Annotated in this window: 19 protein-coding genes and 1 other RNA gene; 18 read left to right on the top strand and 2 right to left on the bottom strand. The window is 38.3% G+C overall.

The window, feature by feature from the left end; translation table 11 throughout:
* The first annotated feature begins 56 nt into the window (after window positions 1-56).
* The 3 genes from MW695_RS11725 (at window position 57) to MW695_RS22700 (ending at window position 3563) form a co-directional block, all read left to right on the top strand.
* On the top strand, window positions 57-2081 hold the full coding sequence (locus tag MW695_RS11725; RefSeq protein WP_247105513.1) for a penicillin-binding transpeptidase domain-containing protein: 2025 nt from the start codon (window positions 57-59) through the stop codon (window positions 2079-2081).
* Between the two features lie 200 nt (window positions 2082-2281).
* Window positions 2282-3250 carry a sugar phosphate isomerase/epimerase family protein gene (locus MW695_RS11720; RefSeq protein ID WP_247105512.1) on the top strand — a complete coding sequence of 323 codons (969 nt, stop codon included), beginning with the start codon at window positions 2282-2284 and terminating at the stop codon, window positions 3248-3250.
* Between the two features lie 190 nt (window positions 3251-3440).
* Window positions 3441-3563 carry a hypothetical protein gene (locus MW695_RS22700; RefSeq protein ID WP_260505910.1) on the top strand — a complete coding sequence of 41 codons (123 nt, stop codon included), beginning with the start codon at window positions 3441-3443 and terminating at the stop codon, window positions 3561-3563.
* A gap of 130 nt (window positions 3564-3693) precedes the next feature.
* On the opposite strand, the gene MW695_RS11715 is transcribed toward MW695_RS22700, so the two are convergent.
* Window positions 3694-4257, bottom strand: coding sequence for a helix-turn-helix domain-containing protein (locus MW695_RS11715; protein ID WP_247105510.1), 564 nt, complete (start codon window positions 4255-4257; stop codon window positions 3694-3696).
* Between the two features lie 110 nt (window positions 4258-4367).
* Between MW695_RS11715 and MW695_RS11710 the strand changes: the two genes are divergently transcribed.
* Both MW695_RS11710 and MW695_RS11705 read left to right on the top strand, forming a co-directional pair.
* Window positions 4368-5102, top strand: a complete 735-nt coding sequence (locus tag MW695_RS11710) for an AzlC family ABC transporter permease (RefSeq protein WP_247105509.1) — start codon at window positions 4368-4370, stop codon at window positions 5100-5102.
* On the top strand, window positions 5099-5404 hold the full coding sequence (locus tag MW695_RS11705) for an AzlD domain-containing protein (protein WP_247105508.1): 306 nt from the start codon (window positions 5099-5101) through the stop codon (window positions 5402-5404). Before MW695_RS11710 ends, MW695_RS11705 begins: the two co-directional genes overlap by 4 nt.
* Before the next feature lie 85 nt (window positions 5405-5489).
* On the opposite strand, the gene MW695_RS11700 is transcribed toward MW695_RS11705, so the two are convergent.
* Entirely contained in the window at window positions 5490-6071 is a 582-nt protein-coding gene (locus tag MW695_RS11700; RefSeq protein WP_247105507.1) for a TetR/AcrR family transcriptional regulator, read from the bottom strand.
* A gap of 146 nt (window positions 6072-6217) precedes the next feature.
* Between MW695_RS11700 and MW695_RS11695 the strand changes: the two genes are divergently transcribed.
* The 13 genes from MW695_RS11695 to MW695_RS11635 all read left to right on the top strand — a co-directional run.
* Window positions 6218-7120 (top strand): ABC transporter ATP-binding protein, encoded by a 903-nt coding sequence (locus MW695_RS11695; protein ID WP_247105506.1) that lies wholly within the window; start codon window positions 6218-6220, stop codon window positions 7118-7120.
* Window positions 7117-8715 (top strand): ABC transporter permease, encoded by a 1599-nt coding sequence (locus MW695_RS11690; protein ID WP_247105505.1) that lies wholly within the window; start codon window positions 7117-7119, stop codon window positions 8713-8715. The genes MW695_RS11695 and MW695_RS11690 overlap by 4 nt, the downstream gene beginning before the upstream one ends.
* 41 nt (window positions 8716-8756) lie before the next feature.
* Window positions 8757-9014 carry a hypothetical protein gene (locus MW695_RS11685; RefSeq protein WP_247105504.1) on the top strand — a complete coding sequence of 86 codons (258 nt, stop codon included), beginning with the start codon at window positions 8757-8759 and terminating at the stop codon, window positions 9012-9014.
* 145 nt (window positions 9015-9159) lie between these two features.
* The gene (locus tag MW695_RS11680) at window positions 9160-11433 is read left to right on the top strand and encodes a DEAD/DEAH box helicase (RefSeq protein WP_247105503.1); all 2274 of its coding nucleotides are present in this window, start codon (window positions 9160-9162) and stop codon (window positions 11431-11433) included.
* Between the two features lie 2 nt (window positions 11434-11435).
* Window positions 11436-12662, top strand: coding sequence for a ribonuclease H-like domain-containing protein (locus MW695_RS11675; protein WP_247105502.1), 1227 nt, complete (start codon window positions 11436-11438; stop codon window positions 12660-12662).
* A gap of 387 nt (window positions 12663-13049) precedes the next feature.
* A complete protein-coding gene (locus MW695_RS11670; protein ID WP_247105501.1) occupies window positions 13050-13466 on the top strand; it encodes a spore coat protein in 417 nt (138 codons plus the stop codon).
* 64 nt (window positions 13467-13530) lie between these two features.
* Window positions 13531-14109, top strand: coding sequence for an SLOG family protein (locus MW695_RS11665; protein WP_247105499.1), 579 nt, complete (start codon window positions 13531-13533; stop codon window positions 14107-14109).
* A 143-nt stretch (window positions 14110-14252) separates the two neighbouring features.
* Window positions 14253-14552, top strand: coding sequence for a cell division regulator GpsB (gene gpsB, locus MW695_RS11660; protein WP_247105497.1), 300 nt, complete (start codon window positions 14253-14255; stop codon window positions 14550-14552).
* 18 nt (window positions 14553-14570) lie between these two features.
* Window positions 14571-14969 carry a reverse transcriptase-like protein gene (locus tag MW695_RS11655; protein WP_247105496.1) on the top strand — a complete coding sequence of 133 codons (399 nt, stop codon included), beginning with the start codon at window positions 14571-14573 and terminating at the stop codon, window positions 14967-14969.
* Window positions 14970-15033: 64 nt separating this feature from the next.
* An RNA gene (gene rnpB / locus MW695_RS11650) (RNase P RNA component class B) lies at window positions 15034-15413 on the top strand.
* 101 nt (window positions 15414-15514) lie between these two features.
* Entirely contained in the window at window positions 15515-16651 is a 1137-nt protein-coding gene (locus MW695_RS11645) for a THUMP domain-containing class I SAM-dependent RNA methyltransferase (RefSeq protein WP_247105495.1), read from the top strand.
* Window positions 16652-16803: 152 nt separating this feature from the next.
* Window positions 16804-17073: a DUF2564 family protein gene (locus MW695_RS11640; RefSeq protein ID WP_247105494.1), complete on the top strand. Its 270-nt coding sequence runs from the start codon at window positions 16804-16806 to the stop codon at window positions 17071-17073.
* A gap of 1102 nt (window positions 17074-18175) precedes the next feature.
* Window positions 18176-21689 (top strand): isopeptide-forming domain-containing fimbrial protein (locus MW695_RS11635; RefSeq protein WP_247105493.1); only part of this gene is annotated, 3514 nt, incomplete at its 3' end.

Raw genomic sequence — 21689 nt, 5'->3', positions numbered from 1 at the left:
GACATAAATTAAGTAAAATATTTTTATGTATAGATAGAAAAAGAGAGGAGTTTACAATGAAACGTTTATTTTGTATGGGGGGTATTCTTATTTTCTTAATTGTAGGCTGTTCTGAGCCAGACCCAACACCTGAGCAAGCACTACAGACTTATTTGAACTATTGGGAAAATGAAGAATATAGCAATATGTACAACATGATAACTGAGAATGTGAAACAGACAATTTCAAGCGAAGAATTTACACAAGCATATAGTCAGGTGTATGAAAAATTACAATTAAATGAACTAACAGTAGAAAGCCCTATTTTGGAAGAGGAAGATCAAGAAGAACGAGATGATGACGTAACAGAAGTTTATTTACCTTATAAACAATCATTAAATATTATAAGCGGATCGTTGCAACTCGAGGAGCATATCTCTTTCATTCGAAATGCTGAAACGAATGAATGGGAAGTCGATTGGGATCATTCACTAATCCTTCCAATGTTAAATGCTGGCGATGACCTACAAGTTCGATATCAAATGCCTGAAAGAGGCGAAATATTTGATCGAAATGGAGAGGGGCTAGCCATTAATGGTCAAGCTTATGACATCGGGTTAGTGCAAGACCGGATGGAAGGAGTTGAACATGAGACTTTTGCCTTTTTAGAGGAAGAGTTTGGTTTATCTGAAGAATTTATCGAAGCAAGACTCAATCAATCATGGGTTCAACCAGATACATTTGTTCCATTAATTAGTGTAAGAAGTGACCAAGAGGATTATGTTGAACATTTACGTTTAACAGTGCCAGGCATCAGCTATTTACCGTTCGATACACGCGAATATCCATTAGCTGAAGCTGCCGCTCATTTAATTGGCTATATAGGCTCTATTCCGGAAGATCAAATAGAGGAACGCTTAAATGATGGGTATCCAGAAGATAGTTTAATTGGGCGAGCGGGCCTTGAAGCTGTATTCGAAGAACAATTACGAGGGGAATTTGGTATTGAGATAGCTGTTATAAATGAAGAAGGTCAAGAAAAGGACTTAATCACCCGTAAAGATCCGATAGATGGAGAGGACATCCATTTAACCATTGATAGTACCTTACAAAAAAGAATAGTTGAAACTTTATCAGATGAAGATGCAGGTGTTGCTGTTGCGATACATCCAAAAACAGGGGAGGTTCTATCATTAGTTAGCTCTCCTATGTACGATCCGAATTCATTTGTCATTGGTTTCCAACCAGGAGAATATGAATCATTAGAGCAAAATGAACATCGACCATTTACAAATCGATTTACACAGTCATTTGCACCTGGCTCGTCCATTAAACCTATTACAGCTGCTATTGCGCTAAATGAAGGATTAGATCCAAATAATGAACGTACGATTCAATCTCATCAATGGCAGCCAGACGATTCAGCATGGGGGGAGTATTTTGTTAGACGCGTAACCGATCCTGGTCATTCAATCGACTTGAATAGTGCTTTAATGTATTCAGATAACATCTATTTTGCTCAAATCATTTTAGAACTAGGTACAGATGCCTTTACGGATGGGTTGAATAAATTTGGTTTTAATGAAACACTCCCATTTTCATATGGGATGAGAACTTCCACTTTTGCTAATGAAGATATATCAAGTGATTTACAATTAGCTGATACTTCATATGGACAAGGAGAGATGCTCGTAAATCCTTTACATTTAACTCTTATGTATACAGCTTTTGTGAATGAAGGGAATATTGTCAAACCTTCTTTAATTCATGGTGAGGAAACGTCTTATTGGCTAGAGCAAGTACTGACGGAAGAGCATGCACAGCTTATCGATCAATCTTTACAAACAGTTGTAGAAGACTCAAGGGGGACAGCTCATGCTGCAAATATGACTAACCTTCCACTGACAGGTAAGACAGGTACGACAGAATATAAATTGACTCAGGATGATAATGGAAATGAAACAGGCTGGTTTGTAGCTTATGACTCAGAAAATCCTGAATTATTAGTAACTTTAATGGTTGAGGAAGTAGAAGATCGTGGTGGTAGTAGTTACGTTGTTCCGAAAGTGAAAGAAATTTTTGAACGAACTTTTGGCAACTAATGAGTAGGCTAAGGCCTTATCTTTTAAAGGTATTAATGAAAAGGTAAGGCCGTAGCATTATGATGAATACTGGATCAATCATTGACTTATATCCAATAACCTTTTATAGTAAGTGTAAACGATTTCAGCTAATTGTTACATCATTATGGGATCGTTCTCACATATGGTTGATCAAATGAACAAAGGAGAGGTGTTAAGAGATGAAATTAGGAGTGTTTACTGTATTATTTTCAAACTTAAGCTTTGAGGAAATGTTAGATTATGTGAAAGAAGCAGGATTGGACTCCGTTGAAATCGGAACAGGTGGCTATCCAGGCAATGCCCATTGTCCTTTAGACGAACTTCTTGAAAGTGAAGAAAAGCGCAATGAATATAAAGAGAAAGTTGAATCACGTGGATTAACGATTAGTTCATTTAGTTGTCATGGAAATCCGATATCACCAGATAAAGCGTTCGCGGAAGAATGTCATGAAACGTTTAAGAAAACAGTGCGACTAGCAAAATTATTAAATGTTCCAGTTGTCAATACATTTTCAGGAGCAGCTGGAGATCATGAGGGTGCCAAATATCCAAACTGGCCAGTAGCACCATGGCCAAACGAATATGGCGATGTTTTAAAATGGCAATGGGAAGAGAAACTAATTCCTTATTGGAAAGAAGCGGGAGCGTTTGCCGAAGATCATGGAATTAAAGTTGGCTTGGAGTTACACGGTGGATTCCTTGTACATACACCATATACATTGCTTAAATTACGAGAAGCAACGTGCGATGCAATCGGTGCGAACCTTGACCCAAGTCATTTATGGTGGCAAGGAATTGATCCCGTAGCAGCCATTAAAATTCTTGGTAAAGCAGGTGCGATTCATCATTTCCATGCAAAGGACACATTTATCGATCAAGATAATGTCAACATGTATGGTTTAACAGATATGCAGCCATATGGCGAAATTCAAACACGCGCATGGAATTTCCGTTCAGTTGGATTAGGTCATAGTAGCCAAGAGTGGATCAATATGATGAGTGCTCTTCGAACGTATGGCTATGACTTTGTGGTAAGCATTGAACATGAGGATCCACTTATGTCGATTGATGAAGGGTTTAAATGTGCCGTAGACAATTTACAGAAAGTATTGTTAAGGGAACAACCAACAGATATGTGGTGGGTGTAATAAAGTTATAAAAAAGCAAGCTGATCCGATGCAGCTTGCTTTTTTCGTTTGTTTAGCATCTACAATCATTTTTAATAAATGAAGACATGTATCATCATTCACTTGTTTAAACGAGCGATGAAACCAATACATTAAAATCCCAATTATTATAATAGAAGTATGTGCCCGGTTCATAACGTTCTCTATTTGGATGTCTCCATCTCATTCCGATCAATTTCTTCTCCTACTTGCAAATATACGCCTGGACGTGACGTTAACAAATCAGCAATTGTTGCTTGTTTTTCGTAATCAGTTGATGGGATTTAATCCGTAATTCCGATATTTTCTAGTTCTGTTTGTTCAATTTGAATGCCATATAACGCACTGAGGAAACTTTTACGTATTGTATACCCGTTAATAGAAGCGTGCAAACGAAGACATTATATTACATAACTTTTGAAACCTTATTTTTCTTCATTAGAATAGTACAATATGTTCTGAAAGCTGACAGAACCATCCGTTTCATTACGATAAATGTGAGAGGAATGTGCTACAAAATGAATCGCATCCTTTTCAGTCACCGTATAAGTCATATCATTGATCTCTATAATTAGCGTTCCTTTTGTCACAATAATGTATTCCTCAACGCCACTCTGATGAGCTTCTGACATATGTGTACTGTGCGGCTCCATTTGTATCGTATAAATTTCAAACTGCTTACCTTGTTTAAATGGAAAGATAGGGTACACATTGTAATGGCCATTTGATTCAGTGATCGGTTCGATTTGCTCAAATGAAACAAGAGCAACTTCTTCTTCCTCTTCTTCAAAAAAAGAGGAAAAAGATACTTTTAACCCATTTGCAATTTTCCATAGGACGGACACAGTTGGATTCGAAAGACCACGTTCAATTTGACCTAACATTGCTTTACTGACACCTGTCACATTAGATGCTTGTTCTAAACTAAGCCTCTTGGATTTCCGTATCGATTTTAATTTTGCTGCTATTCGTACGTTGATGTCATCCATTTACTACACCTTCCTATATTTAATGTTGTGATTATGTATTAAAGAGAGTATGATGTTTATCATAACATACAAAAATATGTTATGATGTATGATGTTAAGGAGGAGGAAAAGTGAATAATGTCATATCTATTGATCAAAAGACAGAATCGAATTTTAAAAAGGGATTAAAAATAGGCATCCCTGTTTCAATCGGATATATTCCTATTGCGATAGCGTTTGGCCTCCTAGCTAAATCTGCTCAAGTACCAGATATTGTAACTATGATGATGTCCTTTATGATATTTGCAGGTGCAAGTCAATTTATCGGCATTAATCTTATGGCAGCTGGAGTCGCTTATTGGGAAATTGTTTTTACAACCTTTTTATTAAATGTACGTCATTTTTTAATGACTGCCTCACTATCACAACGATTACCAAAAAAGACATCGAAGAAAGTACTAGCTATTCTTTCATTTGGAGTTACGGATGAAACATTTAGTGTCGCTTCAACCCAGCAAGATAAAGAATTGCACCCAACATTTCTATTAGGCTTAAATAGTATTACGTTCGTTTCTTGGAACATCGGAACGTGGATGGGTGTCTTTATAGCTGTTGGTTTACCGACCTCGATTCAATCAAGTATGGGAATTGCCCTTTATTCCATGTTTATCGGTTTATTAGTTCCTAGTTTAAAGAAATCAAAAGAAACGATTGTTGTCGTCTCAATTGCCTTGTTCGTTAGTTCGTTATTTTATTGGATCGTACCTTATTTTATACAAGTATCAAGTGGGATGCAGATCATCGGCACAACAGTTATTGCCGCTTCAATTGGCGCACTATTGTATCCAAAGGAGGAAATGAAATGATTGAATATTTCCTATTAGTTTTATGTATGGGACTCGTAACATTCATACCACGGATGTTACCAATGGTTTTTTTACATTCGATTGAGTTACCAAACTTCCTACAACGCTTCTTACAGTTCGTCCCATATGCTGTGTTAGCAAGTTTAATTTTTCCGGGAATTTTATACTCTGTTGATCATGTGCCAGCCGCCATCATCGGTGGTCTTGCATCCATAATCCTTGCAATTTTTGGAATGAATTTAATCATTATTGTATTAGGTGGGATCACCGCTGTATTTATTAGTCATCATTTCTTTTTCTAGACTCCTTTCTATCAGTCTACTAGACATGATAGAAAGAGTCATTCCTGATATTTTCCATTCAGTATTTATAAGGATATTGAGCCATTTAATGCTGATCCATAATACCATAAAAGAAAATACGAGTGATATCTTCCGTTAGTGGGAGGATGTGACGATAAACGTCCTCACGTTGAATGTATTCACTTAGCATTTTCAAATAAAATAAAATCGCTTCGTGTGAAAGCTCTGGATTTAAATACCCTTCCTTTTTCCCTTCATTGAAAAGATGAGTAAAATACGGAACGGCTTTTTCTTCATATACTCTCTCAATATAATTTCCTTCAGTTGAATACTCATTCATTAAATACTCATAAAATTCTTGGTGAATTTCATTTGCTACACGCTTTTTGGCAAAAATCAATTTTTTTATCTTCTCTGGAAATGGGGCATCACTAAAGACCGTCGTTTCAAATTCCTTTAATGCCTCATCAACGTAATAAATAAATACCTCATTAATTAATGTATGTTTATTTTCAAAATAATTGTAAATCGTTACTTGAGATACATTCGCTTTTTTAGCAATTTCAGCAATCGAAACTTTTTGAACACCATAAATCATAAAAAGTTGCTGCGCAGCCTCGAGAATGTTTCGCTTTTTTTGTTCTTTTCGTTTTTGAAAACCGTCCATTTCGTTCACCTCTCATTAAGTTTAATCAAAAATATGAAATAAAACAAATAATTCCGTTCAAAATCTCTTGTCAAAAACATATTTTTTGTATAATATGAAATATATAAGTTAAAATATTTCATAATTATTTTGAAAGGGGTAAGACAATGTCTGTTCTAAAAGCAAGTCATTTAACGAAACAATTTGGTTCCTTTCAAGCATTAAATAGAGTTAGCCTTGAGCTTAAGAAAGGGGAAATATACGGATTTATCGGTCCGAATGGTGCTGGTAAATCGACGACCATTCGCATTTTACTTGGGATGATCAAAGCCTCGTCAGGAAAAGCTCAGCTGTTTGGAATGGATGCCTGGAAAGACGCAGTCGACATTCATAAAAGGCTTGCCTATGTACCTGGAGATGTAAATCTTTGGCCCAATTTAACAGGTGGGGAAGTCATTGATTTTTTTATGAGATTACATGGAAATGCTCACTCGCAGAAAAGAGAGCAATTGATTGAAAGGTTTCAGCTAGATCCTACAAAAAAATGTCGAGCTTATTCAAAGGGAAATCGTCAAAAAGTAGCTCTTGTAGCTGCATTTGCATCAAATGCTGACTTGTTTATCCTTGATGAACCAACTTCTGGATTAGATCCATTAATGGAGAGAGTGTTCCAAGAATGTGTACTGGAAGCCAAACGTGATGGAAAGAGTGTATTACTTTCAAGCCATATTCTATCTGAGGTTGAACGATTATGTGATAAGGTTGGGATTATTCGTCAAGGGCAAATGATTGAAACGGGGATTCTTCAAGAGATGCGACATTTAACTCGGACCCAGCTGTATATCGAAACAAAGAAACCAATTGAACAAATGGATCAATTTGAAGGTATATATGAATTAAAACAAAAAGAGGCTGGGCTATCTTTTCAAGTGGATGCTGAGAAGCTTGATGAGGTGATGTCTTACCTTAGTCGTTATGGGATTAAAAAGTTAGAGAGCACAGCACCGACGCTCGAAGATTTATTTATGCGTCATTATGAGGTTGGTGTGGAAGGAGTCGAGTCACGATGAAAGCTACTTTTCATCACATGAGTGATTTTATTCGATTTATGGTAAAACGAGATCGATTTCGAATACCGATTTGGTTGTTTGCCATTACGATTTTTACGGTTTTAACTGCGTCTAGCTTTTCAGGATTATATCAAACGGAAGAAGAACGACAAGCTATCGCTGAAACGATGCGCAACCCAGCAATGACAGCTATGGTTGGTCCGGGTTACGGACTAGATGATTATACTGAAGGTGCCATGCTCGCACATCAAATGCTTTTATTTTCAGCAGTAATTGTAGCGATTATGAGCATTTTACTCGTTGCGCGTCACACACGCTCAGATGAAGAGGAAGGGCGAATGGAGTTGTTACGAGCATTACCAATTGGGCGATTATCGATCACTGGTGCTACTTTGACCATTTATATATTTGTGCATTTTTTGTTAGCGATCCTTATGGCTATTGGGCTTACAGCATTACAAATAGATCATATAAATTGGACTGGATCCTTACTGTATGGGGTTTCGTTAGGAGTAGTAGGAATCTTTTTTGTCGCCCTTACAAGTGTGTTTGCTCAAATAACTGAAAGTACACGTGGAACAATCGGATTATCTTTTGCCACTTTGTTTTTCCTTTATATAATTCGGGCAATTGGAGATGTTAGCATAGAGTGGCTATCTTGGCTTTCACCACTTAATTGGATTTTACGTACGGAAGTATACGTAAATAATTATTGGTGGCCCGTTTTACTTTTATTCATCGTTTCTCTCTTTTTAATTATACTTTCACTTTATCTTAACTTCATCCGTGACCTTGGTTCTGGATTTTTACCTACTAGGAAAGGGAGCGCTCATGCCAATTCGTACTTGAGAAATCCGTTAGCTCTTTCATTTCGTTTACAAAGAACGAGTATCATCATATGGGCAATTGGAATGTTCGTTATCGGTCTATCATATGGCTCTATTTTTGGAGACTTAGAGTCGTTTATAGCTAGCAATGAAATGTTCGCGGAAATGTTAACGGCTTCCGATATCAGTTTAACAGAACAATTTATTACGATGCTTATGACCGTAATGTCGATGATCGCAACCGTTCCTGCTTTAATGATCATATTAAAGCTACGTGGAGAAGAAAAGAGGAATATGACAGAGGGGTTATTTGCTTATCCTATTTCTAGAATAAACATGATTGCATCGTATACGATTCTATCGGTTATTTGTAGTATCGTCATGTTGTTATTAGCTTGCGTTGGACTATGGTTAGCGCAATACTTTGTCATGGAAGAGCCACTTAGATTAGGAATACTATTGCCAGCTATTTTTGTGTATATGCCCGCCATTCTAGTTATGGTAGCTATATCCATTTTCTTCATCGGAGTTATACCGAAAATGTCTTCAATGATTTGGTGTTATTTAGGCTATTCTTTTTTCGTCGTCTATTTAGGAGATTTGTTACAATTTCCAACTTGGCTTAACTCACTCTCACCATTTGGTGCTGTCCCAAATTTACCTGTTGAAGATATGAACTGGGCAGTGACGTTAATTCTTTGTCTTATCGCCATTGTGTTGACAACCGTTGGCTTCACCCAATATCGTTCACGTGATTTAGAAGGATAAAATAGTATAGATTCGTTTTACACAGCGAAGAAGGGCTCTTAATGAATACCGAAGAAGTTAAAAAACAGATGCCACTGAAAAAGGACAAACCGACTTTTTCATTCCTTTATTTAACTAGCAATGACCGCACTCGTTGCTCGCTTAATACAGGAAATGTTTTCGCTCATTACTTTAAATCCACCAAAAAGGTTAAAAACCAAACTTTTTTGGTGGACTTCTCTTTCTTCACTGTTTTTTTACACACTCAGAAATTAGTTGATTTTTGGAGCCCTCATCACCTTATATGTCATTGGAATTGAATGAAAGAACACTCTTTCAAAAATGCTCCTCAAACCATTTTAACATCTGCACACGATACGTCATAAATAACCATTTCTTCGAATCTCTCTTTTCATACAAACAAACATTCGCTATAATGAATAATTGAAACGAGGTGGAAGAGAAATGTTTAAAAAAAGTTTACAGCAACTACTTGAAGAATTTCAAACGCAAGAAAACTATAAACAGCAAATTGTTCATTGGCATGAAATCGAAGCAGTAGAAGCGAAAACAGTTCCATTTCCTACCGAACTTGATTCACGCCTTGTCACTGCTTTGCATAATAGAGGGATGAACACTTTATATACTCATCAATACGAAGCGTATCGTGCAACTCAAGAAAAGAAGCACGTTGTAGCTGTTACACCAACTGCTTCAGGTAAAACGCTATGTTACAATTTACCCGTGCTACAAGAAATAACGAAAAATGATGAAAGTCGAGCATTATATCTTTTCCCTACGAAAGCATTAGCTCAAGATCAAATGAGTGAAATGAATGAATTGATCTCAGAAATGCAAATCCCAATAAAAAGCTATACGTACGACGGAGATACACCACCGACTATTAGGCAGGCTGTCCGTAAGGCTGGACATGTCGTCATTACAAATCCTGATATGTTACATGCTGCCATTTTGCCTCACCACACGAAGTGGGTTTCTTTTTTTGAAAAGCTAAAGTATATCGTTATTGATGAACTTCATACATACCGTGGTGTTTTTGGGAGTCATGTTGCAAATGTGATTAGACGATTAAAACGAATTGCTCATTACTACGGAAGTAATCCAATATTTATTTGCACTTCGGCTACAATTGCTAACCCAAAAGAATTAGCAGAAGGTTTGATTGGGGAACATGTTAAACTTATTAATAATAATGGAGCACCAAGAGGAAAGAAGCACTTTATTTTCTATAACCCGCCACTTATAAACGAACCATTAAACATTCGTAAAAGCGCAACAGTTGAAGTGAATCAACTCGCTAAGCTCTTTCTAAACCATGATATTCAAACGATTGTATTTGCTCGTAGTCGAGTTCGAGTTGAAATTATTTTAAGTCATCTAAAGGAGTTAACAAAAAATAAGCTTGGCAACCAATCGATAAGAGGCTATCGTGGCGGTTACTTACCGAAACAAAGACGTGAAATCGAAAAAGGTTTACGCGAAGGCTCTATAAAGGGGGTAGTAAGTACAAATGCTCTTGAGTTAGGCGTTGATATTGGCCAACTGCAAGTTTGTATTATGACAGGGTATCCTGGTTCAATTGCTAGCTCTTGGCAACAGGCAGGTCGAGCCGGTAGACGTCAAAATGAATCAGTCATCATTATGGTTGCTAGCTCGTCACCACTTGACCAATATATGATTTCAAATCCACGTTATTTCTTTGAACGAAGTCCTGAATCAGCTCGGATTAACCCTGACAATTTAATTATCTTAGTCGATCATTTAAAGTGTGCTGCTTATGAGCTACCTTTTCAACGTGGTGAGCTATTTGATAGGAAGGATATAGAAGACATCCTTGATTTTTTAGCAGAGGAGCATGTGCTTCACCACCGAGTCAATAAGTGGTATTGGATGTCCGATGCCTTTCCGGCACACGGAATTAGCTTACGATCTGCCTCTCAAGAAAATGTCATTATCATTGACCAAACCAAAATAGGTTCAGAGAAAGTCATCGGTGAAATGGATCGATTTAGCGCAATGACTTTATTGCATGACGAAGCCATTTATTTGCATGAAGGCGTTCAATTTCAAGTTGAAAAGCTCGATTGGGAGGAGAAGAAGGCATTTGTTACACAGGTAGCTGTTGACTACTTTACAGATGCTCATTTAGCTGTTCAATTACGCGTATTAGAAGAGGATGAAAAAAAGGTTGGATCTAATACCTTTATGTATTTTGGTGATGTCATGGTCAATGCAAAGGCAACGATTTTCAAAAAGATTAAACTAACAACATTTGAAACGATTGGTTCTGGAACGATCCATCTCCCTGAAGAAGAATTACACACAAATGCGATGTGGATTCAATTTCAAGAGCAATTGTTCCAGCATTATTCAGAACAACGACTAGATGCCGTTCTAACCGGCTTAGCTCAACTCATTCAACATGTAGCTCCCGTATTTGTTATGTGTGATCAGCATGATTTACACGTCATCCCACAAATCAAGGCTGATCATAATCATTGTCCGACGATTTTTGTTTATGATCGATACCCGGGGGGAATCGGTTTAGCCAAGGACGTCTTTACTAACTTACATACGATCTTGAATCATATATCTAATGCTATTCACCGTTGTACTTGTCGTACTGGCTGCCCTTCTTGTATTGGAACAACAGACGATGAGCAGGTGAAATCGATCGTTATACATTTTATTGATTTATTGTTAAGGGAGAGCTCTTAGTGATGAAAGCAAAATTAAATCGTCTTAAAGGACACATGGGCTTTCAAGGTGAACCGACTCAAAAGAAACTTGTTCAGGTCGAACAAACGAAAACAGAGACCATTCCTTATGAATCAGAATGGTCTGAGCTTGACGTGTACCCTTATTGGTTTGACGGACAGTATATTCTCATTCGCGAAAAGATTTACCCTTTAACAAAAAAACATGGACATTATCTATTCGAGCAACTACAAGACGTTTTATTATTATGGGAGACACAACAGGTGACACATCCACTTACTACGAAAGGGGTAAAAGAGAACCAGCTTCTTTTTTTTGATACAGAAACGACTGGTCTTAGTGGAGGTGCTGGGAATACGATCTTTTTACTAGGCTTTTGTCAATTTGATCATGAGTCTATTATTGTTAAACAATATTTTTTACCTGGGCCTGAGTCTGAAGTAGCTCTTTATCATGCATTTTTAACAGATATTGGTGATGACAAATATCTCGTCACATATAATGGTAAAGCATTTGATTGGCCACAAGTTAAAACGAGGCACACATTCGTCCGCAATCAGGTGCCAAAGCTTCCGTCATTTGGACATTTCGATCTGCTGCATGCATCTCGCAGGCTATGGAAGAATGTGTTGCCCTCGTGTAAGCTAAAAATAGTGGAAGAGGAGGAGCTACACTTTTATCGACAGGCTGACACTCCTAGCTATCTCGTTCCGATGTTATATTTTGATTTTTTACAAGATCCTAATCCTGCGTATGTACGTTCTGTTTTTTTGCATCATGAGTGGGATGTTCTATCCTTATTAAGCTTGTATATCCACCTATCGCAAAAAATTATTCAACCTGAAAAATGGGCTACTTACAAAGAAACATTTGAAATAGCACGTTGGTTTGACTCATTAGGTGAAGTGAATCAAGCAATCCAATTGTACGAGATGCTATTAAAGATGGATGACAAACTAGACGATGACACGAAGCATAATTGCTACTTTTCATACGGCCTATTATTAAAAAAGCAAAAGCGCCACGAAGAAGCACTCTGTTACTTTAAAAAATGCGCACCTTCACAACCCAACTTTTGCGTCGCCGCTATAGAAGCTGCTAAACTATTAGAGCATCAATTCAATGATTTTGAACAAGCTCTTTATTATTGTAATCAAGTCAATACCCAATCACCTACAGAAGATGTGCGAAAGAGAATGAAGCGGCTTACGAAAAAAATAAGGCGTTGATCAAACTATTTCCGGGGCAAGCGCAAGTAATGTGATAAATCAACAATTTTTGTCAAACAACACGTGAAATTTTGGTAAGTCTTTGTAAAACCGAAAAAGGATTTGTCATTTTTCTTCGAACCTATTAAAATAAAAATCGTTAGAGACGTTTAGGTAGGAGAAGGTGAGGGCACATTGCATCGTGCATTGTTAATTTTATTTTTCATTATGATTGGATTAACCTTTTTAATTATGTCAGATATTAGAGAAGCGGCGTTATCACTCTTATAAAGAATAGAATGCCTATTTAAATATTTTTAGGCTCATTAAATAGGTAGCTGACTAGGACAATCGTCAAGTTTTCACATAGGTTAATATTGACTCAACTAATAAAGGAGGAATTTACCTATGTATTGTAAGCCTAGACCACATGTTTGCAAGCTTCCAACCACAACTCAGGTGATGCCAGCACAAGTTGCACCTACGCAGCATAATATCGTGAAAAAGACGTGTGAATATATTGTCCCTGAAATATATCCAACTCATACGCATCAGCAGGTAAACCATGTATATAAGCATGTTAAGAGCTTCCCTCACACTTATTCTCAAAGTGAGTCAATCGCAAATCAGCAATTTGTTGCAGGTGCTCAAACAGGACCAGGATACGGACCAGGATTCGGGCAAGTTGCAGGCGCTCAAACAGGACCGATGGGCATGGGACCAGGATACGGACCAGGAATGGGGCAAGTTGCAGGCGCTCAATCTGGACCGATGGGCATGGGGCCTGCGGGCTTTGGACCAAAGGGATGCGGCTGCAGACGTTAAGTTAACAGAAAAGCGAACTGATCACTGCCAGTTCGCTTTTCCTTTATAAAGGTGTGAATGAACAATGAAGGTTGTGGCAATTTCAGGATATAAAGCTCATGAGCTAGGTATTTTTGATTCTAACCATGAAGCGATTACATACATCAAAAAAGCAATCGAAAACAGGCTTAAACCATTATGTGATCAGGGTTTAGAATGGGTGATCATTAGTGGCCAATTAGGTGTTGAGCTTTGGAGCGCTGAAGTCGTCTTTTCATTGAAACAAGAATACAAAGACTTAAGATTAGCGGTACTAACACCTTATTTAGAACAAGAAAGTCGCTGGAAGGAAGAAACTCAACAATATTATCAATCCATCTTGGACCGAGCCGATTTCAATGATAGTATTTCTAAGAGGCCTTATGCCAGCCCTGTACAACTTAAACAAAAGAATGAATTTATTTTATCTAAAGCTGACGGATTGATATTGTTTTATGACGAAGAAAATCCTGGTTCCCCCAGGTTCATGTTCGACTTGGCAAAGAAAATGACTGACCGTGGTGATGTAGAATTAATACAAATAACAGCGATGGATATGAACGAACTCATTCAAGAAGAGCAATTTCTACATTCATATGATCATGATGAACCATTTGAAAATTGACAAGAGATCGAATTTTTGAAAAAATAAAAAGTAGTTTATGTGATAAACACCAATAAGTATTCAAATGATTTTGTGAATAATGAGACAGATCGACCATACATATATAACGAGATATGAACATTGATAATGATGGGGTGAAGACGATGAATCAAGAGTTAAAGTTTACAACGAAGGAAATTTTGGAAAAAGATTTTAAGACAAGCATGAGAGGCTACAATGCCGATGAGGTTGATAAATTTTTGGATGCGATCATACAAGATTACGAGGTTTTCAGCAGAAAAATTAAAGAGCTTGAAGAAGAAAATGTTCATTTGAAGCGTGATTTGAAAAAAGCAACCGAACGGCAAAAGCAAGCACCAGCTCAGCCGGTTGGGAGTACCAACTACGATATCCTACAACGTTTGTCTAATTTAGAAAAAGCCGTCTTTGGCAATAAATTATAGACTTTTAAATCGAGCAAAATGATTGAAGTCTACATTGACGGTGCGAGTGCTGGTAATCCCGGTCCATCTGGGGCAGGTATATATATCAATTATAAAAACGGAAAAGTTGAACACCATTCTACATTTTTAGGTGAATTAACGAACCACGAAGCTGAATTTGAAGCATTGATAATTGCCCTTCATTTATGCTGTGAACAAAAAATCAAAACAGTTTCTTTTCGGACGGACTCTAAGTTGGTTGATGATGCGATTGAAAAACAACACGTGAAAAACCCTCTATACCAACCGTATGTAAAAGAGGCTCTTGAGCTTATTGATCGTCATTTTGATCTATTTTTTCTAAAATGGATACCAAGTCGACAAAATCAACAAGCAGATCAATTAGCAAGACAAGCGATCATAAAAGGAAGGAAATAATTACCTATTGCTTCCTTAACACTTTCACGATATAATGAAGATTGTCGCTTAAGACAATGTATAAGCATTCAGGTAATCGCTGCATATTTATATGTAGAGGAAAGTCCATGCTCGCACGAGCTGCGATGCTCGTAGTGTTCGTGCCTAGCGAAGTCATAAGCTAGGGTAGTCTTTATAAGACTAACGGCAAGGGAAGCACCTAAGTCATATGATATGGTGTGAGCCCTTTGAAAGTGCCACAGTGACGTAGTCCAGCTGGAAACAGGTGGAGTGGAACGCGGTAAACCCCTCGAGCGAGAAACCCAAAATTGGTAGGGGCATCTTCTCAACCGGAAATGAACGAATGAGGAGAACAAGGGAATCCCTTGTAGATAGATGATTGCCACCGGAGTACGAGGTTCATCACCGTTTGTAGTACAATGGAACAGAACATGGCTTATCGAATGCTTATAAGATGAAAGAAAACCCCTTTATGGGGCTTTTTTTATAATCATAGATAGTGGAAATAATAGGTATTAACCGAATGATTGATAAAGGAGCTAATTATGAAAAAAGTGACACTAATTGCAACTGCAACAATGGGTCTAGAGGCTTTAGTTGCAAGGGAAGTTCGTAGTTTAGGATATGAAGATGTACAAGTAGAGAATGGAAAAGTAACATTTACAGCTGATGTATCAGCTATTCCTCGAGCCAATTTATGGTTACGAACAGCAGATCGTATCAAGCTACAGGTTGGTCAATTCAAGGCATTCTCGTTTGATGAGCTTTTCGAAAAAACAAAAGCATTACCATGGGCTGACCTTATTCCTGTACATGGAGAGTTTCCCGTTATTGGGAAGTCTGTTAAATCAAAGCTCTTTAGTGTTTCAGATTGTCAGGCGATTGTAAAAAAAGCAGTTGTTGAATCAATGAAGACGCGTTATAAGCGAGGTTGGTTTGATGAGAACGGCCCTTTTTATCGAATAGAAGTAGCACTTCACAAAGATGTAGCGACACTATCCATTGATACTTCTGGGACTGGATTACATAAACGCGGTTATCGTTATTTACATAATGAAGCTCCGTTAAAAGAAACGTTAGCGGCTGCTATGATTATGCTAACAACATGGAAACCAGAACTTCCACTTGTTGATCCATTTTGCGGTTCAGGAACGATCCCGATTGAAGCAGCTATGATCGGTCAAAATATTGCTCCAGGGTTTAATCGTGAATTTGTATCTGAAGATTGGCACTGGATCGGGAAGAAAACATGGGATGCTGCCAGACAAGAAGTGGAAGATGTCGCTAATTATGATCAACCTCTTGATATTTTAGGTAGCGATATCGATCATCGAAGTGTTGAATTATCGAAAGGCAATGCGATGGAAGCTGGTTTTTCAGACCTTATTTCATTTAAGCAAATGCAAATTAAGGACTTCACACACTCAAGGGAATATGGGGTGATGATCGGAAATCCACCATATGGAGAACGTCTAATGGAACGTCCAGAGGTCGAGCAAATGTACAAAGATATGGGGAATGTATGTAATCGGTTAGAAACGTGGTCCATTTACATGCTAACCTCTCATGAAGGCTTTGAAACATTATTTGGCAAGCAAGCATCAAAAAAACGTAAACTATACAATGGAAATTTGAAAGTTGATTATTATCAATTTTTTGGACCAAGACCCCCAAAATCATAAGGATAATTGGTAAAAACAGTAGCTGCTATAGGCTATTGTTTTTATTACGCTTTAAGTTAACATAATACAATTATGATTAACTTCATGTGTGGAAATGTGAATGTACTTTTTAAAATTGGGTATTCTAACATTGAATGAAAGGAGGATGCTTTATGGCTTCTGATCAAGAGTATAATGACATTAAGCAAGTGGAAATGGCAATATTATCAGCAGAGCATATGGTAGGGCAAGCAACTAGATCTATGGATGAGGAACAGCTCCAGTCAGCAACTGAAGCCATCTCAATAGCAAAGACGCAATTGCGTAATGCGGTTACACACAAAACAGGGGTAGATCACGCATTTTTAGAAATGGCCGATGAGTTAATTAATAAGGCAGATCATCAATTAGTAGAAGCAATGAAAGATCGTCAATCAGAATAAAATCCCCAAAAATGAGGCTAGACATTGTGAAAGTGTCTAGCTGAAAATCCGAACATCTAGGGAACATAGCGGATGAAATATACGTAGACTCCCGCGGGATGAAAGGAGGCACTGAAAATACACAAATTAAATTTCTCAGTGGCTTTGATTTGATTAGCAAAGGCTTCACTCGTTGCTCGTTTGAACGAGAAACCCACTCGTAATATAAAACTTTCAGTAAGTGTAATAATCATAACGTGCCCATTAGGTAAAACGCATTAACCTAATTTAACATTGCACCAACTTCGTCAAAAGCTTCTCTTCTAGCTGCTTCAATAAAACATTTCTATTCTTCTCTGTGTCCCGCAGAAAATTCACACCCTCGTTTCGTATTCTTCACCATTACTAATTTGTCACCTTTGTCACCGTTTAGATAGATCTGGATTGAATCTACCAAACATTTATAAAGCCTCCAAAATAAATTGAATTTAGTTAAATAATAAATCATTTCATATAAGAAAACTTGATAATCAACATTTACAATTATAAACAAAAAATTACAATTAATTCAAATCAATCGATAGAATTAGTATTGAACGAGTGAACTTTTATTTTTCAAACTCGTTGGAAAAACCAGCTAGAAAAGATTCACCTCCCGTACCCCGAAGTGCCAAAATATAGTAATTATTTCCTGTCAGTCAAAAAAGTTCTATAGTTATTTTTTAGTGGTTTATTTAAAAAGTGGTTAATTAGAACTGTGAATTTATTCGAATTTTGTCAAAAAAAATCAGCCATTAAGAACTATGGAATGCTAAACACATTTATCCGATAAAGTAGATAATTAGTAAAAACAATAATTAATAGTAGATTTAATAGTAGGTTCAATCCATATTAAAAGCACTAACTCAAAGTGGATAAAACTGCTTATCACAAAGGTAACTTAAGTACGGTTAAATGTTTCGATGAGGTAAGTCTATGTCTTGAAATTCTATTGAAAGGGGGTGGTATTTTACATGAAGGTACTTACGTTCCTATCAGAGAAAGGAGGATAGTCATTTCGACAATTCACGATTAACCTTAATTTTTACTATTCAAAAGATAAATGATGTTAGGAGGGGTAAGATTGAGAACTACATCTAAACGATTCATAAATAGGAAAATGAAATCGACTCTACAAAGCTCCTTTATTTTATTGATGACAGTGCTCATCATTTGTAGTGAGGCTTTAGCGACCATTCCTTTGATCGCAGTAGCAGAAGATACAGGTACAGGCATAGAAGACCTAGTTGTATCAAAAGATGTCGATGGTGAAGAAAGTAAAGAGGTGCTAATTGGACAAGACTATTCCTATAATATCTCATTTGAATTGCCTGTGGATGTATCAAGCTATGAATCTCTGATCATCTCAGACGCAATAGATACCCGATTAGCCATTCAGGAAACATCTACCTACATCAATGGAGAAGTGGCCGATACTTATCAAGTAACGGTAGATGAACAAAATGTTTCCCTTGAATGGACGAGAGAACAGCTTGAGGAGCTTGCGGGTAAGGAAGTGACATTGCAGATCACAACACAAGCAACAGAGGGTGCTACAGCTGGAGAGGAAATTGATAATATTGCCCATATTTTGATTAATGACGATACTCTTTTAGAAACAACCTCTGCTGTAGTCATACTAGTTGATCATTCGGATGAGGAGTCTGAAAGTGAAGAGGCCGTTATTGGCATAAACAATGTTGAAACCAATAATGTCTTAGAAATCAACGATGTAGATTCGTATGGCATTTCAAATAATACGGATAGAACTACCCCTCAAATTCGTCAATTTGATGGAGGGAACTTTGATCCAGATCCGAAGGCGATCGTGTTTATTACGGGGCTCCCTAGTGGAGTAAACATGAATAATGGCTTAGCTGTTCACCCGACTGAAAATGCCTTTTATGCATATGGTGGCTTCCCTGGAGATGAAATCCCACATAGATTGTATCGAATTACACCAGGTGGAGCAGCCGAGTATGTTGGAGATCTAGATGGTACGGCTGCTAATGCGATCATTTCAGAAGATGGGACACGCTACTATCATACCTATATAGAAAATGGGGTGCTTCTTCTTGGCTCTTACCATCTAGTGACAGGAGAGAAAGAAGCAATTCCCATCAATGGTTATGATAACAATGATGTTGGAGGAGACCTGATTATCGATGAAGATGGATATATTTGGTTTTCGAATAATACAGCTGGTTCCATCATTCAGATGGATGCACAAACAGGTGAGGTTTTACGTCAGGTCCCGATTACGAGTGGAGACGGTGTAGTCTTGCAAGGAGGGGTGAGAGGTCTTAGCTTTTTACCGAATGGTCAAATCTTATTGTCTAGTGGGCTTGGTGCCCAGGGTAGCCAAAGTGCTGACTATTTTTCAATAGATCCAGAAACTTTGCAAACAACTTTTCTTGGGTCAGCCACGATAGCTGGCGATGGGAGATTTTTTCCATCTTTCGATTTAGCCTCACGAGTCTATCCAAGATTCGATCCGCTGCCTCCTGTGGTAGAAGCTGAGAAGTCAGTGGAGTTGGTGGAAAAAGGAGAAGGAAACTCCGACGATGAGAACCCAGAAGTGGGGGACATGTTACGTTATACGATTCAAGCACGGAACACAATAGAAAATAGCTTATTCCAAAACCTTGTCATTTCTGACACGATTCCAGAAGGATTGGAATATGTACAAGGGACATTAAAAGTGGATGGACAAGCTGTCACCGATGAAGAAGATAATGACAAAGGTCATTATGTGAACGGTGACGTGGTCGGACACTTTGGCGATATAGCAGATACAGAATGGCATACGCTTGAATTTGACGTGATCATCTTGCCGGGACAAGCAGGAAGAGACATTGATAATACAGCCTCGGTTGTAGGTGACAATGTCGATGAACCGGAGGAACCTAGCGAGACCGTCGAGGTGTATCCGCGGGATGGCCCTGTGATACAAGCCGAGAAATCAGTGTCTCCGGAGCATGAAGTATTTGACGGCGATGTCCTCACATACAACGTCACGATTACAAATGTAGGGGAACACATTGCGGCTAATACGGTCTTTGAAGACGCGATTCCAGAGGGTACCGAATATGTTCCAGGATCGATGAGGATCGTAACAGGCCCTAACGCCGGTGACCTAACCGATGAGGACGATGACGATGCGGGTCACTTCGACGGCGAAAAGGTCATTATCGAGCTTGGCAATTTACAAAATACGACCGAATTACCTGATGGCATTACCGTACAATTTAGAGTCATTGCGTTAACAAGCCATATGGGCGAAACAGTCGTTAATAAAGCCGACGTTCATTATAGAAACTTACAAACAGATGAAGCGCAAACGACTGAATCAAACGAAGTGACAAATACTATTATTGAAAGGCCAGTCATTGATGCTTGCGCAAGGCCTGTTGCCTTGATCAATGGAAGTTTTGAGGGAGGTCCTGCAAGAGGATCTTATAACGGCTCATGGGCGTTTTTAGAGGAAGAAGTACCTGGATGGTTGACGACAGATGATAGCCAAGGTGTGAAAATTATTGAAATCTGGGATTATGCGCAAAACTATCCGGCCGGAGTCAGGAACTTTCCTGCGCCACCTGATGGCAACCGTTATGCAGAATTAAATGCCTATGAGCATGGCATGCTGTATCAAGATGTCGAGACCACCCCTGGTCAAACGATTTACTGGCGTTTATCTCATATGGGGCGTCAAGGGGTAGACACGATGCAAGTTCGCTTTGGTCCAGCGACTGACAATCCTTATGATACGATCGTGCAAACCCAAATGTCGACAGGAAATACAGCTTGGGCAACGTATACAGGTACCTATACTGTCCCAGCTGGACAAACTGAGACAAGATTTGGATTTGAAGCGGTTAGCACTGCAAATGGAGTATTAGGTGCTGGAAACTTCTTAGACGACATTTTTCTAGGAACAGAGCCGTGCGTCGTGGCAGAAAAATCGGTTTCTCCTGAGGGAGAAGTAGTTGCCGGAGACGAATTGACCTACGAAGTAACGATTAAAAACGAAGGTGGGGACATCGCGGCGGACGTCGTCTTTGAAGATGCGATCCCAGAAGGTTCAGAGTATTCACCAAATTCAATGCGAATTCTCAATGGACCAAACGCGGGCAATTTAACCGATGCAGATGATGGAGATGCTGGATATTTTGACGGTGAAAAAGTGATTATCCAACTTGGGGATTTACCAAATACGACGGATTTATCTGATGGAATCACTGTACAATTTAAAGTGACCGCATTATCGAGTCATATTGGTGAGTTGATTGTAAACCAAGCCACCGTTGATTATAAAAACTTACTAACGGGTGAAGATGAAACGACCGATTCTAACGAAGTCGAGACACCAGTTGAGTACAGAGATCCAGTACTCGAATCGGACAAAACGGCCACGCTTCTTGAGAAAGCAGACGGAAATACCGATGACGATCATCCAGAAGTAGGCGATACACTTCTGTATACGATTGAGGCACGAAATACGATTGAAGACAGTCAAGTTGAAAATCTAGTCATCTCCGATGTGATCCCAGAAGGGTTGGAATATGTGCCGGGAACGCTAAGAGTGAACGGGGATGCCG

Origin of the sequence: Halalkalibacter sp. APA_J-10(15) (genome assembly GCF_023017105.1) — a bacterium.
GTDB lineage: Bacteria > Bacillota > Bacilli > Bacillales > Bacillaceae_D > Halalkalibacter.
This window is presented reverse-complemented; position numbering and strand designations above follow the sequence as displayed.